This window comes from Chryseobacterium contaminans (assembly GCF_001684955.1).
GTDB lineage: Bacteria > Bacteroidota > Bacteroidia > Flavobacteriales > Weeksellaceae > Chryseobacterium > Chryseobacterium contaminans.
Map to the genome: position 1 here is coordinate 46487 of NZ_MAYF01000323.1, position 15409 is coordinate 61895.

Genomic DNA, 15409 nt, shown 5'->3' on the forward strand with positions numbered 1-15409 from the left:
AAATATTTATATGTTAAATTAATTACTGCCCTTGCTTGGCATCGTTAATCATTTTTTCATTTGCAGTAATCGCGAATTCAACTCTTCTGTTTTTAGCTCTTCCTTCATCTGTATCATTGCTTGCAACCGGCATATTTTTACCTTCACCTTTAGTGAACATTCTGCTTCCTGCAATTCCGCTTTTCACTAAATATGCTTTTACAGCATCGGCTCTTCTTTGAGAAAGTGCCATGTTATAAGCATCTTTACCAACGCTGTCTGTGTGACCATAGATATTGATATTGGTATCCGGATTATCAACCAATACTTTAGCTAATTTATCTAAGTTACCCTGAGCAACAGAAGTTAGATTTGAAGAGTCGAAAGCAAAGTTTACGATACTTTCATTCATCGTAACTTTAATACCATCTCCTACTCTTTCTACCTGAGCACCTGGTAAAGTTTCTTTAATATCTCTTGCCTGCTTATCCATTTTGTTACCGATCACGTTACCTGCAACACCACCGATAATCCCACCAAGCACAGCACCAATAGCACCGTTTCCTCCTTTTCCTACATTGTTTCCAAGGATACCACCTATTACAGCTCCTGATGCAGCTCCTACAGCAGTACCTCTTTGTTGGTGATTTGAATTCTGAACTGCTTCACAACTTGTCAATAATAATGCTGATGACAAGAAAAGAGCTCCTACGTATGTTTTAGTAAATTTCATTTTTTTAATCTTTTATGTTATTTAATTATTTCATTCCGGTTCTTTCGAAATTGTAAACTACTTTTACACTTCCTCCTTCAAACGGAACGTCTTGCTGAAGAGAAAACTGATCTGTGCTTTGGTTGATTACTGATAAAGTATAACCTGCAACATTTTGTTTTGCTTTTGTACCTGCAAGAACTTTTTTAAACATAAATGTATCACCATTTTTGATTTCAAACTTGATTGGCTGTGTAATGGCCGGGCAGCTTCCACCTCCATTCAGAGTATAAGCTCCTGTCCAGTTGTTAGGAATTAATCTCCAGTGGCTTCCGACGAAACACTGCGCATCTGCTCCCTCATCAAAAGGTTTAATTTTATACCCTTTATCGTAGTCTATGCTCACAATCTGCCAATCTCCTTTTAATTTTAGAAAATCTGCTCTTTGATTCTGAGATGTAGCTGCGTTATTCACAGAGGAACAAGACACTGCAAAAAGTGATGTTCCTAACATCCCTGCAAGTAGTAACTTTTTCATTTTGTTGTTTATTATTTTGTTACAATAAAGTTACAAAAAACCGTGCCAAAATTGTATTTAAAAAATAAAAAAGTCCGAAAAATTTCGGACTTTTTTATTAGATATTTAAAAATGAATATTTTAACAGTTTTTTGAAAAATAATAAAATAGCCTTGTATTGCAGCTTATCCCTTATATTTCCAAGTTATTCACTATAAAATAGACATTATAGCTATTTATAAATAATTATTTTTTAACAGCTTTGGTTGCTTTTTTAACAACAGGTTTAGCTACAGAGGTCTTACTTCCGTTATAGAAGTTATTGTAAGCATATTCAGCTGCTTTTTTCACATCTATAACTCCTCCTGCTGCAGAAAAATCTGTAAAACCATTCGCTGTGCTTAAATTGCTTGATTTTTTCAGTGACTCAATAATCTGGTCCGGTTTAAGATTCGGCATATAAGCCAATAGAACTGCAGCAGCTCCAGATACTACCGGAGAAGCCATGGATGTTCCGTCTAAATACTCATATTTACTTCCTTTAACCGTTGAATAGATTCTTTCTCCGGGTGCAAAAACATCCACCATTTTCTTATTGAAATTAGAGAAACTGGCTCTAAGAGCATTATTATCATTGGTGCTTGCTCCTACTACAATCACATTATTGACAAATGGTTTTTCATCGTTAACATTTTTATAGTTGGTAGGATATGCTAAATGCTCTGCTACATCTTCATTTTCATTACCTGCGGCTTTTACTAAAAGTACTCCTTTATCTTCAGCATATTTGAAAGCATCCCAAACCACATTTTTACCTGGAGAAACTGGTTTACCAAAACTCATATTAAGGATTTTAGCTCCATTATCTACAGCATATCTGATGGCATTGGCAACGTCTTTATCTCTTTCATCTCCATCAGGCACTGCTCTTACTGTCATAATTTTAGCAACTTTTGAAGCAATACCGTATTGAATTTCTTTTCCCTGAGGAAGCCCGGCAATAATTCCTGCTACGTGAGTTCCGTGTTGTGCATCAGGCCCTTCGTAGTGATTGTTTCCGTAATTTTTTTCAGAATAATCATCATAATTATCACCTACAATTTCTTTTCTAGGATCATATGAAAGATCATATTGTTTTGCTGCCGGTGCATAATGATCAATGGCTTCCTTCATATCCTTCTTCATTCTCTCTTCAAATTCTGCAGAAGATTTCCCTTTAAAATCCGGGCTTTGAGAAACCTGACTTAAAACTTCCAATGCAATGGCATCTTTCTGATCTGCAGGCTTCTTAATGGCTGATATATTTTCTGCTGTTACCGGTTTACCACCTAATAGCTTTACCATATTCGGGATGAGCTCATTGATCATAGAATATGTTCTGAAGCTTTGCTGAGCCTCAATACTTTTCTTTGTGAAAAGATCTTTAGCTTTCATATACATTGCAAAGTCTTCGGGCATTTTAGCCTGATTGGCTTTGTTCTTTACAGAGTCATCTCCTTCAAAAAGAGGTTTATATTTAGCAACAACTCTTGTTACTTCCATATTATCGACATCAATATCCCCATTTTTTCCTCCTAAGAAGTTCCATCCGTGAATATCATCGATATATCCGTTTCCATCATCATCCTTACCATTTCCAGGTATTTCATTAGGATTCGTCCACATATTTTTCACCAAACCCGGGTGATCTACCTGTACTCCACTATCTAAAACTCCTACGATTACCGTCTTGGGCTTCAATCCTTTTGATTCCAGATATTTATATGCATTTTCTGTATTAACACCATACACTTTTGAAGTACTAAAATCTTTGTGATACCATGTCATCAGACTTTTATCTTCATTGGGATCAGTACTTTTCGTTTTTGCCTCCTGTGCAAAGGAGAATCCAAAACCTGTTAAAAAAACTGCTGCTAATAATACCTTTTTCATATATTGATATTTGTTTTAAAGTCATATAAAGCCGTCAACTGTTATACTTATAGTGAACTTCGATAGTGACGGCCTTCTATTTATGTTTTATATTTTTTATGTAAACAAGCGATTCCGGGCCTTTGTTACAGATAAGATCCAGAACCGATAAATCTTCTAAAAATCCTAATTTGTCTGAAAACGTCTGATAATAACTTTCCATTTCAAATTCTGAAGGCTGCTTTGCGGAGAATTTTTCTCTGAAACTGATTCCTTCGGGATTTTTGATATATTCTTCATTCAAAGAGTGTGCCTTTTCTGTTTTCAATATCTGTTGGATGATTTCTAACCCTTTAAGGTTAAAATCCAGAAGAAACTTTTCTTTCAGGTCAAAAATCTTTCTGAACTTATCTTCATAATATTCGAAGTAAGGCGAACTCTGATATGCGGTTTGAATGGATTTCCAGTGTAAAGTTCTCCAATCTTCCCTGTAAGAGATCTCAATATCTTTAAATTCTCTTTTCCCGTTATGATTGATAGGAATAATAAGAGATAATTTTCCGTTAGCCCCATAGATATTAGCTCTGTTTCTATAGGTTTGCTTAGGAAAGTTTTCAAACTGTTCCAATACTACTTCATTTTCAGCATCTAAAAACACTGAAAACCATGAAACCGGCGGCATATAAAATACCGGTAATAAAACATTCTTCATATTCATAATGCAAAAATGAAGTATTTTTTCAAATACTTCATTCTATTTTAAGTTTAATTTTATTTATAGATCGTCTTCTGTCTTTTTCTTTCTGAATAATTTCACAAAATACTCCCAACCGAAGAATAGTATTAAAATCATAGCAGCAATCCACCAGTATGAGGTTTTATTGGCTTCTCCTGTATTGGTTGCTTTAAACATTCTGTCCCAACGGATTTTGAATGGCGCCTGGTATGTAGAGCTGCTATCCGGAAAAGCTCCCTGAAGACTCATCCATGTGAACATTGGCTTACCAACAATATTTTCTTCCGGAACGAAACCAAAGAATCTCGCATCTAATGAAGCATCTCTGTTATCCCCTACCATCATGTAATAATCCTGTTGGATGGTATATTGATTAGCCTCTTTTCCGTTGATAAAGATTTTTCCGTTTTTCTTTTCCAAGCTGTTATGCTCATATTCTGAAATAATCCACTGGAACATTGGAAGGGTTTCATTATTAATAGCTACCACATCTCCTTTTTTAGGAATTCTTACCGGCCCGTACCAATCCTGATTCCAAGGCTTGTTGACAGGAAAAATAGACTGCGTTGTATCAATCTTTGTTTTTGCTTCGTCTCTGTAAGCTATGGCAGCTTCTCCTTTCACAGAAACATCTTCTTTCATGTCCACTACATGAGGAAGTTCTTTAATGTCTTTAGCAATCTTATCGGTTAATCCTTGAAAGCCATAAATAAAACCTCCATTATTCTGCTGTATTTCCTGTACTGGTAAGAAACCATAAGCTTTATATAATGTAGGAATATCTAATTGACTATCCGTTGTCACAATATATCTGTGCTGTACTTCCTGATCTCCTAAAACGGTTTCCGGTTTTCCGTTCACGAAAAGTCTTCCGGCTCTCATTTCAAAGGTATCTCCTGCTGTAGCCACACATCTTTTTACATAAGGATCTTTTCTGTCGATTGCTGTATGAACTGAATCCTGCGGATAGTTGAAAACAACGACATCATTTTTCTGTGGCTTATTGAACTGTAAGATTCTTGTATAAGGTAGTTTAACTCCGTCTACATAAGATTTAGGATCATCTTTTGGATTACCTTTCTCTCCTGTATCCATAATGGTTCCCTGCAGGAATGGTATTGCTAAAGGACGCATTGGAAGTCTGTATCCATAGCTCCATTTATTTACGAAAAGGAAATCTCCCACTAATAAGGTTCTCTCCATAGATCCTGTAGGAATTCCGAACGGCTGTGTTACAAAAACGTGAATAATGGTTGCAAAAACTACTGCGAAAGTAATAGAGCCCAAAAATGTATCTTTCTTTTTTGCTTCTTTCTCTTCATCGGTAAGAAACAGGTCATTTGCATTTTCATCTTCCAGCTCTACATCTTTGGAATAGTTGATGGTTGCCATATAGATAAACGGAAGAATCACCGTAAGGATCTGATCCTTGAAAAGTGTTTTTCCAAATTTCTTCACTAAATAAAGATGAAAAACAGACATCATGATTGGTCCTACAATCGGAAGATAGGAAAGGACTGCCCACCATTTCGGATGTTTTGTTTCTTTCAGGATAATGAAATAGTTATAGAAAGGTATAAATGCAAATAAAGGGCTATACCCCATTTTCTTAAACAACTTCCATGTTGAAATCCCCATTAATACGGATAAAATGAGGACATACACTGTATACGTTAAAAAATAATTCATAATTTTTTTGTGCCTGTTCTTATGATATACATGATAAATGATGAGTAATAAATGATAACAGCTTTTCCGCTATTGACAATTCACTATTCATCATTTTCATATTGGTCTGCAATTTACAGAATTTGTTACAATTAAAGTCCTAAAACGTCCTTCATTCCGAAGTTTCCTTTTTTATCTTTGATCCATTCGGCAGCTACTACTGCTCCCAATGCAAAGCCATTTCGGTTGAATGCAGTATGCTTGATCTCAATTTCATCTACTTCGCTTCTGTAGAAAACACTGTGCGTTCCAGGAACTTCATCTTCACGAACTGCAAAAATTCCCAGTTGCTTACCTTCTGTCTCTTCCAATTTCCAGGCATCGAATTTCGGGTTGTTATTGATGATTCCTTCTGCTATAGAGATTGCAGTTCCGCTTGGGGCATCTTTTTTATGGATATGGTGAATTTCTTCCAGCTGACATGAATATTCATCTACATTCTTCATCAGATCAGCCAGCTTCTCGTTGAGAGCAAAGAATAAATTAACGCCTAAACTAAAGTTTGAACCATATAAAAATGCTGTATTATTGTCTACAGCCAGTTTTTCTACTTCAGCTTTTTTCTCCAGCCATCCTGTTGTTCCACAGATTACAGGAATTTTATTTTCAAGACAGGCTTTGATATTGTCATAAGCAACTTCCGGCAGGGAAAACTCAATAACAACATCCGGATTGTTAAGATTTTCAGCAGTTGGGGTTTCCTTCAGGCGGGCCACTACTTCGTGACCTCTTTTCTGTGCGATCTCATCAATGATCTTACCCATTTTACCGTAACCAACTAATGCTATTTTCATGTACTCTTTTTTATGTTTATTGTTACATTCACCTTTCGGTTTATGTATGTATTGTATATTAAAATCTATAACTTAAAGCGAATCCTGTTTTTGGGGTATCAAATCCATACTGATCCTGGATCAGTGATGGCTTAAAGGTCAAATCAGGATCATGGCGACTTTCATAAAGATGTGCATCCACTACTGCGTCTACAATATTCAATATATAGATCAGCCCTGTAATGGCTATGGCATAATCTCTTTGCCTTTTTGCCCTATCCTGAGCATTTCCTAATGCTTTTTTATCTAACCACGGACGTGCATCTACAAATTCATTAGGTGTACCGTTTAATTTTGCAATATAGTATTCGCGATATTTCTTATATTGATTATCATTCCATATGGCAATCCCTACTCCGGCTCCGACTGCTCCCCAAACGATTGGAATTTTCCAGTATTTTTTATTGTAGAACTGTCCTAAACCAGGCAATACTGCTGAATATAAACCGGCCCTGGTTGGATTCAGTTTTACTGTAACCTTTGTTGGGCCATTAGCTTTTTCAAGATCTTCAATGATTTTGGCTTCTGTTTTGGTTGGTTTTACCGCAGGAAGTTCCTCTTTCGGAGGGGTCTGTATCCGAACTGTATCGATAGGTGCAACTTGTGAATAAGCCCATGCAGTAATACACAAGAAAAATGCGAAAAATATTTTCTTCATTTATTTAATATGGGATAAAATATATTCCAGCTCTTCTTCATTCTTGAAGTCCAAAACAATTTTACCTTTTTTACCATTTCCAGAAGCTTTGATTTCTACTTTTACATCCAGGATGTCAGCGATAGTCTTCTGGGCTCTTTTATAGTTATTGGAAAGCTCTGCTTTTGCTTTTTTAGCTGCTGCAGACTTTGGATTTTTTAATGCTGCCGCAGCCTGTTCAGCCTGACGTACATTTAATTTCTCTTTAATGATGAGATCGAATAAAACCTGTTGGTCTTCTTCACTTTCAACACTGATTATGGCTCTACCGTGTCCTGCAGAAATCTCACCGCTTCTGATGGCATTCTGAATATCCGGATTCAGTCTTAACAGCCTTATTGAATTGGTAATGGTACTTCTGTCCTTTCCTATTCTCTGGCTCAGGTTTTCCTGAGTAAGACCAATTTCTTCCAAAAGTCTGTGATAAGTAAGGGCAATTTCGATAGCATCAAGATCTTCTCTCTGGATATTTTCTACAAGAGCCATTTCAAGAAGCTCCTGATCATTTACCAAACGAATATACGCCGGAACCGTTGTTAAACCTGCAATTTTACTTGCTCTGTAACGTCTTTCCCCGGATATGATCTCGAATTTTTCACCATCTTTTCTTAAGGTAATCGGTTGAATGATCCCTAAGTTTTTAATAGACTGTGCTAATTCTTCTAATGCTTTTTCATCAAAATAAGTTCTCGGCTGCGTTGGGTTCGGATATATATCTTCAAGCGCAACTTCCACAATATTTCCCACAAACTTATCTGCTCCCTCATCTGTAGCGGAATTGACAGTTGCTTTGGATTCTGCACTTAAAATGGCGCCCAAGCCGCGTCCCATAGCTCTTTTTTTGTCCTTCATAGATATAATTGATAAATGATGTTTGTTAAGTGATGGCTAGCATTCACTCAGTGGCCATTTATTATTAATTTAATTCTTTACTAAGTTTTCGTTCTTTAAAAGAACTTCTTCAGCTAACTGAATGTACTGAACTGCTCCTTTACTTTCTGCATCATAGTTCAGGATACTTTCTCCGAAGCTTGGCGCTTCACTCAATCTTACATTTCTGCTGATGATGGTTTCAAAAACCATTTCAGGGAAATGAAGATTTACTTCTTCCACTACCTGATTAGATAGTCTTAATCTGCTGTCATACATGGTAAGAAGAAGACCTTCTATCCCAAGATCTTTATTATGGATCTTCTGAACATTTTTAACGGTATTCAAAAGTTTTCCAAGTCCTTCTAATGCAAAATACTCACACTGGATCGGAATAATCACAGAGTCTGCAGCCGTAAGGGCATTTACGGTAATTAAACCTAAACTCGGTGCACAATCGATGATGATATAGTCATAATCATCCCTTACACTGACCAAAGCTTTTTTCAGCATATATTCACGATCTTCTTTGTCTACCAATTCGATCTCTGCCGCTACCAGGTCAATATGTGATGGAATGATATCCAGGTTCGGCGTTGCCGTTCTTTTGATACAAGCTCTTGTATCTGCACTATGTTCCAGTAGATTATATGTGGAATACTGAACATCTTCTACTCCCAAACCAGATGTAGCATTGGCCTGAGGGTCAGCGTCAATGATCAATATTTTTTTTTCCAATACTCCTAATGCTGCTGCCAAGTTTACGGCAGTGGTAGTTTTTCCTACCCCACCTTTTTGATTAGCAATACCTATGATTTTTGCCATTATTAGAACTTTAAGTTTCAAAAATACACTTTTTTCTTTGCTCCCGATAGATGGGGAAAATCAAAATTGAGTTAAAATATTGTTAATAAGCAATTTAACTATAAAAAAAATTATCCACAAAAAAAAATCTTTGTGGATAACTATTAAAAATTGATTTTTGATATTAATTATCAAACTTCATGGAGATTGGAAACTTGAAGTAACTTCTTACAAATTCACCTTTTTTATTTTTGGCAGGAATCCAGGTTCCTTTGCTTGAAATTGCCTTCACTGTTCTGATAGCCTCATTGTTAAAATCGGCGTTGGTTCCGTTAGCTTTTACCCCTGAAATTGTTCCATCCATTTCTACAATGAATGTAACCATAGTTTTTACGACATCTTCTGATTCAACTCCTGAACCATCGAAGTTGTTCATTACTTTATTTCTGAAAGAATCTATTCCGCCTTTAAAATTGGCTTCTACACCAAGCTCTCCTGCTTCTGCAATTTTATTCTTATCAACAGGTTCCTGAATTGTTGGTGGTGGCGTATTGATTACGGGTCCAGAACTTACAGGCAGCGTTGTTGGAACATGGGTATTAGGTTCTACCACATTTCCTTTAAAATGATCTTTAAAACCTGCAACAGCATCATCCGGAACGGGATCTTTTTTTACATTATCCTGAGCATTCCTTGATGGTGTTGGAACTGTGCTGTCAAATGTCTTTGTATCTGGAGCAGTTGCTGGTTTTACAGGAGTAATTGTCACAGGTGGGTTATTAACAGGTTCATCAGGGATCACCATTGGAGGTGGAAGTTCCCATCCCTTTTCTACGACATCCGGAGTTTTAAAAGCAGAAATTACAGCTGGTGTAATGGAAACTGCTGCCATTAGGCTTACTCCTATAAAAAGTGCTTTGGTTAGTATTCTATCTGATTCGTTTCTTAATACATAGGCACCGTATTCTTTATTGCGGTGCTCAAAAAGAACTTCGTTGAAACGAAATTCCTGGTTTTGATTCTGGTGTTTCATCACTATTACTATTTAAACTGTTAAAAAATGTGATTATTAATTTTATTAGTTCTTATCGATAAGCAATGTTTCAATATCAAAAGTTCTGCCATAATTTTACCAAAACAACATAATATTATAAAATTTTATGAAAATGTTTAAATTTTAACATTTCAAATATTAAAAATATACACTTAAAACCCACCAAAGTATTGAATTATGTAAAAATCATCAACAGCATTATCAATGGTATTAATAGTCCCAATACATTAATCACAATGAGAATCACTGAACTGACCTTTACATCCTTATAACTTTTGCCAGCAAAATAAATAGCAGCCATACTCAATAACAAGCTACAAACAATAAATAGTATCAGCAGAAAATTACTGTGAATATTTATGGGTAGCCCTAAGTAAACAAACAATAAAACAGCATAGGCAATGGTAAAATATAAGCTGATTATAATATTGCTCATACTATCCTGAGGTAATTTATTGTTTTCCATTTGATTATATATAAGATTTAAATATAAGAATTTTCAATAAGCCCATATCAAAGTTTAAAACCTTGATATGGATAACAAACAAAAAAAAGAGACTATCAAATGATAGCCTCTCTGTTCTTATATAGTTTAAGAATATTAGAATAATTCTTTTCTGATGATGTTCTGACTTCTTTCAGGACCTACAGAAACCAGATATACATTGATTCCTAAATATTTTTCGATAAACTCAATGTACTTCTGAGCGTTATCCGGAAGTTCATCATAGCTTCTAGCTTTTGTAATATCTTCCTCCCAACCTGGTAAATCCTGGTAGATTGGTTCATAATCATACAGCTTTGTAGTTGAAGAAGTGAAATAATCAATGATCTTTCCGTCTTCTGTTTTGTAATGAGTAACGATTTTCAGATTTTCAATTCCTGTAAGAACGTCAAGTTTTGTAATTACAAGGTTATTGATTCCGTTGATCATACAAGCGTGCTTTAAAGAAACAAGGTCTAACCAACCTGTTCTTCTTGGCCTTCCTGTTGTCGCTCCGAATTCACCACCGATTTGTCTGATCTTCTCACCTAACTCGTTGTCTAACTCAGAAGGGAAAGGGCCGTTTCCTACTCTTGTACAGTATGCTTTTGCAACCCCGATAAGGTTCTGAAGTGAAGTTGGTGGTACTCCTGCTCCTGTACAAACTCCTCCTGTAGACGGAGAAGATGAAGTAACGTATGGATAAGTACCGAAGTCGATGTCAAGCATTAAGGCCTGCGCTCCTTCAAACAACACGTTCTTTCCTTCGTGAATAGCTTCATTCAGTTCAAGTTCCGTATCCACGATTCTATCCTGAAGCTGTTTTCCGATCTCTAAGAATTCATTGTAGATTTCTTCAACATCTAAAGCTGGTTTTCCGTAATATTTTTCAAAAAGAGAATTCTTAACTTTTAAGTTCTTCTCAATTTTTTCTCTTAAAATCTCAGGGTTTAATAGGTCAACCATTCTGATTCCGACTCTTGCGATCTTATCTTCATAGCAAGGTCCGATTCCTTTTTTGGTTGTTCCGATCTGAGTTCCTCCGTGCTCCTCTTCACGGTAAGTATCCAAAAGGATGTGGTAAGGCATGATCACATGCGCTCTTCTGCTGATAAAAATATGGTCTGTTTTCAAGCCTTTGCTTTCAATCTGACCAACTTCTTTAATAAAAGATTTAGGGTTTACCACTACTCCGTTTGCAATGATACATTTCCCTTTGCATTGAAGAACTCCTGAAGGAAGAAGGTGTAGAACGAATTTTTCATCACCAACATATACTGTATGACCTGCGTTGTCTCCACCCTGGAAGCGTACTACATAGTCCGATTTTGCTGATAAAACATCCGTGATTTTTCCTTTGCCTTCATCTCCGTACTGAAGACCTACAACTACATAAGTTGACATATTTTACATTTGTTTTTAGATTCATGCAAAATTACTTTTAAAAAAAATGACAGCCAAATTATAGGGGAATTTATTTTTGGATTGGGTGAAAATCATAAGAATAAAACATTGTTTCGGAAGATAAGTTTTGCTTTTATGTTTATTCCAAATAACCTATATTTACTATAACATAAACTTACAAAGATGAAATTTAAAATACTGTTTTTATTTCTCATAATTCCCATATTTTGTTTAAAAGCCCAAAATAAAGTGGAAGACTATTTAGGCATATCAGGTCCTATCAACTTAGGACAAAAAGTTTATAATCTGGCCTGGAGTTCACATCCCAATGATATGTACTTTAAACAAGAATATATAGAGTCTAAGGAAAACATTAATAAGTACAACAGTATGGTCCTGATTGATTTTGTAAAAGGGGATTTTAATCTTAAGGAAGTTATTGACCGTAAAATAGCTGAACTTGAAGCAATGAAAAAAATCAATCCGGTTGTTAATTACCAAATTCTTGAAAATAATGGGGAATACATTTTAGACTTCCTTATTAGTGAAAATTCAAAAGATGGAAAAGAAATCTTAATTGCAGAAAGAAATGTGTACCGCTACAAGCTCATTACCAATAGTACAAACAATGGACTTTTACTTTTTGCAATAAGCCAGAGGGGATATAAAGAAAATATCGATCAATTTTTCAAAGCCCTGAAAACTAATACTGCTAAACTGATTGAAACTGTAAGAACCTATAAACTTCCTGACATCAAAATAAAATAGCATAACATTTAAACGATCCTATGACTACTTCTCAAAAATCTTTATACATTTCCTCTAAATTTAACAACAACTCAAAGCTATTCTACACTTTATTTGCCCCACAAACAGCAAAAGCCACTCTTCTCATCGTTCACGGCATGCAGGAACACAGTGGAAGATATGCAGAAATAGCAGAATATTTTGCCAATCATGGAATTGCTGTTATAACCTATGACCATTTAGGACATGGGAAGTCTGTAAAAAATAAAAACGATATTGGGTTCTTCCAGCTTGATAAACCGGATGAGAGATTGATTGCTGATGCTGAAATGATGGCAGATCATCTTGCAGCGCAATATCCGGATGTTCCGCATTTTATTTTGGGGCATTCAATGGGATCATTTATTACCCGCTGCCTTCTTCAAAAAGCAAGTAAAAAATTTGCAGGAGCTATTATCACCGGAACTGGCGGACCTTTACCGGGAATTGATGTATTAAGAGGTTACTTATCATTAGCTAATATGATCGCACCTCATCATCGTACTTTTCTAAATTCTGTTTTTACTAAGGTTAACAATAAGAAATTTAAAAAGGATAAAGACTTTGGGGATACAAGTTGGCTCAGCGTTAATCCTAAGAATAGAAGAGCTTTTGAACAGGATGAGCTGTGCGGAATTCCTTTCACTCATAATGCCTTTTATACTTTGTTTACGGTTTATAAAAGAGCAACTTCAAGGAATTGGGCCGTTTCTATTCCGCCAACATTTCCTTTTCTGTTTGTAAACGGGCAGAATGATCCGATTGGTGATTTCAGTAAAGGGGTTACACTTACCATCAATAATTTAAAAAGTGATGGATTTCAGAATGTGGATGCAAAAATCTATCCGGAAATGCGCCATGAGATTTTAAATGAGGAGATAAGGGGGCAGGTTCTTAGTGAGATTTATGATTGGATGTTGAAATATTGTAAATGAACTCTCGCAGATTTTGCTGACTAAGCAGATTTTTATGGATACTTTTTCTTTCACATTATCTGTACTTTTCTATGTTGAGATTCTTCATTACGCGTTGCTTCATTCAGGAATGACAGAAGCTAATTGAGCAGATAAATATCCAAACAGGACTGTTCAATATATTAGAGATTGCTTTGCTCGCAATGACCTATTCAATAATTTTATATTTTTGGAACTCATGTTTTAAAATAATAATGAACAGAATTGACCGACTGATTTCCGTGCTTACCACCTTACAATCTAAAAAGTTTGTAACGGCTGATTATATTGCTGATAAATATGAGATCAGTATCAGAACGGTTTACAGAGATATTAAAGCATTAGGAGAAATTGGGGTTCCCATTGATTATGAACCTCAGAAAGGATATACAGTTTTGCAGGGATTTTTTCTTCCTCCTGTTCTTTTGACCTCAGATGAAGCCAATGCCCTTATCATGATTGCTAAGCTTTCGGAACGTTATACGGATAGAACCGCACAAAAGAATGTTTCTAATGCAATAGACAAAATAAAATCTGTTCTGAGATATTCCGAAAAAGAAAAAGCTGATCTCTTACAGAAAAAAATTGGCATCTATGTTTCTCCCGAAACTAATCATAGTAAAGATTACCTTACCATCATACAAAATGCTATTGTTGATAAGCAGATTTTAAAAATAAGTTATCTCAACAATTCCAATGAAGCCAGCGAAAGGGAAATTGAACCTATCGGGATGAGCTTTTATACCAACCAGTGGCATCTGATTGCCTGGTGCTGGAAAAGAAATGAGTACCGGGATTTTAAGGTTTTACAAATTCAGGATTTGAGGAATACGGGCTTATCATTCAAAAAAGAGGTGCATTTTACCCTTGAAGAGTATATTAATTCTTTGACATAGAAGGAGGGAAACAGGAAGAAGGATACTGGAAGCTTCCATTAGACAGATAACTTCTGGAGATCCTTTTAGTTACTAGATTTTTTATTTCTCTATCCTTAATCTTCCCTCTCACAGCTTCCTAACTTTTAAATAAAAAAAACAGACTGACATAAGGTTGACAGTTGCCCCATTTACCTTTGTCCAAAATATAATACAATATGGACAAAGTATACAAAAATTGCCAGAGCTGCGGAATGCCTCTGAAAAAATCGCCTAACGGCGGTGGAACCAATACTGACGGCTCTATCAGTACAATGTATTGTGGCTATTGCTATGAAAAAGGACAGTTTAAACAGCCAGATATCACAGCAAAAGATATGCAGGAGTTTGTAAAAGGTAAAATGAAAGATATGGGCTTTCCAGGATTTCTGGCCGGTTTATTTTCAAAAGGAATTCCTAAATTAGAACGCTGGAAAAATTAAAATCAACACCATGACTATAGAAGAACTTTTTAAAGACAAGGCTACCAAAGCAAAGGAAAAAACAGAGATCATCAGCCAATGGATCATTGATACTTCCCTACCAACAGACGAACTGATCGCCTTTGCTGAAAAAGCAAAAGATCCGATAAAAGGAACCTGCATAGAAGCTATCGAATATGCAACCAAGCAAAATCCTAATCTGGCAGACGAAACGGTGTTCACATTCGTTACCAATACCCTTACAGAGAAGGCTCCCAGAATAAAATGGGAAAGTGCCAAAGTGATTGGTAATACCGCTCAGCTATTTCCGGAAAATCTGGAGCTGGCCATCACTAACCTGATCGCAAACACGGAACACGAAGGAACCGTTGTTCGTTGGAGTGCTGCTTTTGCATTGGGAGAAATTCTGAAACTGAAAACACCACATAATAACACTCTTCTTCCTGCGCTTGAAAATATCAGTGAGAAAGAAGAAAAGAACAGCATCAAGAAGATTTACCTGGATGCAATTAAAAAAACAAAGAAATAGCCTTTGAATATATAAGCATAGCAAATCCTGAAAGTAATTTTCAGGATTTGTTTTT

At 35.8% G+C, this 15409-nt stretch carries 16 protein-coding genes; 5 read left to right on the forward strand and 11 right to left on the reverse strand.

The window, feature by feature from the left end:
• Positions 1–22: 22 nt before the first annotated feature.
• From BBH99_RS17405 to BBH99_RS17460, 11 genes are all read right to left on the reverse strand, one after another.
• The gene (locus tag BBH99_RS17405) at positions 23–712 is read right to left on the reverse strand and encodes an OmpA family protein (protein ID WP_066698645.1); all 690 of its coding nucleotides are present in this window, start codon (positions 710–712) and stop codon (positions 23–25) included.
• A 25-nt stretch (positions 713–737) separates the two neighbouring features.
• A complete protein-coding gene (locus BBH99_RS17410) occupies positions 738–1229 on the reverse strand; it encodes a lipocalin family protein (protein WP_045494128.1) in 492 nt (163 codons plus the stop codon).
• 225 nt (positions 1230–1454) lie between these two features.
• Entirely contained in the window at positions 1455–3140 is a 1686-nt protein-coding gene (locus tag BBH99_RS17415; RefSeq protein WP_066698648.1) for a S8 family serine peptidase, read from the reverse strand.
• Positions 3141–3216: 76 nt separating this feature from the next.
• Positions 3217–3837 carry a WbqC family protein gene (locus tag BBH99_RS17420; protein WP_394333783.1) on the reverse strand — a complete coding sequence of 207 codons (621 nt, stop codon included), beginning with the start codon at positions 3835–3837 and terminating at the stop codon, positions 3217–3219.
• A gap of 57 nt (positions 3838–3894) precedes the next feature.
• Positions 3895–5544 carry a signal peptidase I gene (lepB, locus tag BBH99_RS17425; RefSeq protein WP_066698650.1) on the reverse strand — a complete coding sequence of 550 codons (1650 nt, stop codon included), beginning with the start codon at positions 5542–5544 and terminating at the stop codon, positions 3895–3897.
• Between the two features lie 131 nt (positions 5545–5675).
• On the reverse strand, positions 5676–6377 hold the full coding sequence (gene dapB / locus BBH99_RS17430; RefSeq protein WP_066698651.1) for a 4-hydroxy-tetrahydrodipicolinate reductase: 702 nt from the start codon (positions 6375–6377) through the stop codon (positions 5676–5678).
• Positions 6378–6435: 58 nt separating this feature from the next.
• Entirely contained in the window at positions 6436–7074 is a 639-nt protein-coding gene (locus BBH99_RS17435; protein ID WP_066698652.1) for a DUF5683 domain-containing protein, read from the reverse strand.
• A complete protein-coding gene (locus tag BBH99_RS17440; protein WP_066698653.1) occupies positions 7075–7965 on the reverse strand; it encodes a ParB/RepB/Spo0J family partition protein in 891 nt (296 codons plus the stop codon). It abuts the gene before it with no gap.
• A gap of 69 nt (positions 7966–8034) precedes the next feature.
• The gene (locus BBH99_RS17445) at positions 8035–8808 is read right to left on the reverse strand and encodes a ParA family protein (protein WP_066698655.1); all 774 of its coding nucleotides are present in this window, start codon (positions 8806–8808) and stop codon (positions 8035–8037) included.
• A 163-nt stretch (positions 8809–8971) separates the two neighbouring features.
• Positions 8972–9820 carry a hypothetical protein gene (locus BBH99_RS17450; protein WP_083188868.1) on the reverse strand — a complete coding sequence of 283 codons (849 nt, stop codon included), beginning with the start codon at positions 9818–9820 and terminating at the stop codon, positions 8972–8974.
• Positions 9821–10442: 622 nt separating this feature from the next.
• On the reverse strand, positions 10443–11729 hold the full coding sequence (locus BBH99_RS17460) for an adenylosuccinate synthase (RefSeq protein WP_066698662.1): 1287 nt from the start codon (positions 11727–11729) through the stop codon (positions 10443–10445).
• Positions 11730–11978: 249 nt separating this feature from the next.
• Between BBH99_RS17460 and BBH99_RS17465 the strand changes: the two genes are divergently transcribed.
• The 5 genes from BBH99_RS17465 to BBH99_RS17485 all read left to right on the forward strand — a co-directional run bounded on the left by BBH99_RS17465 (position 11979) and on the right by BBH99_RS17485 (position 15354).
• On the forward strand, positions 11979–12497 hold the full coding sequence (locus BBH99_RS17465) for a hypothetical protein (RefSeq protein WP_123873208.1): 519 nt from the start codon (positions 11979–11981) through the stop codon (positions 12495–12497).
• A 20-nt stretch (positions 12498–12517) separates the two neighbouring features.
• Positions 12518–13450 carry an alpha/beta fold hydrolase gene (locus tag BBH99_RS17470; protein ID WP_066698667.1) on the forward strand — a complete coding sequence of 311 codons (933 nt, stop codon included), beginning with the start codon at positions 12518–12520 and terminating at the stop codon, positions 13448–13450.
• A 233-nt stretch (positions 13451–13683) separates the two neighbouring features.
• On the forward strand, positions 13684–14364 hold the full coding sequence (locus BBH99_RS17475) for a helix-turn-helix transcriptional regulator (protein ID WP_066698669.1): 681 nt from the start codon (positions 13684–13686) through the stop codon (positions 14362–14364).
• Between the two features lie 197 nt (positions 14365–14561).
• Positions 14562–14825 (forward strand): zinc ribbon domain-containing protein, encoded by a 264-nt coding sequence (locus tag BBH99_RS17480; protein WP_066698671.1) that lies wholly within the window; start codon positions 14562–14564, stop codon positions 14823–14825.
• A gap of 10 nt (positions 14826–14835) precedes the next feature.
• Positions 14836–15354, forward strand: coding sequence for a HEAT repeat domain-containing protein (locus BBH99_RS17485; RefSeq protein WP_066698673.1), 519 nt, complete (start codon positions 14836–14838; stop codon positions 15352–15354).
• The last annotated feature ends 55 nt before the right edge of the window (positions 15355–15409 follow it).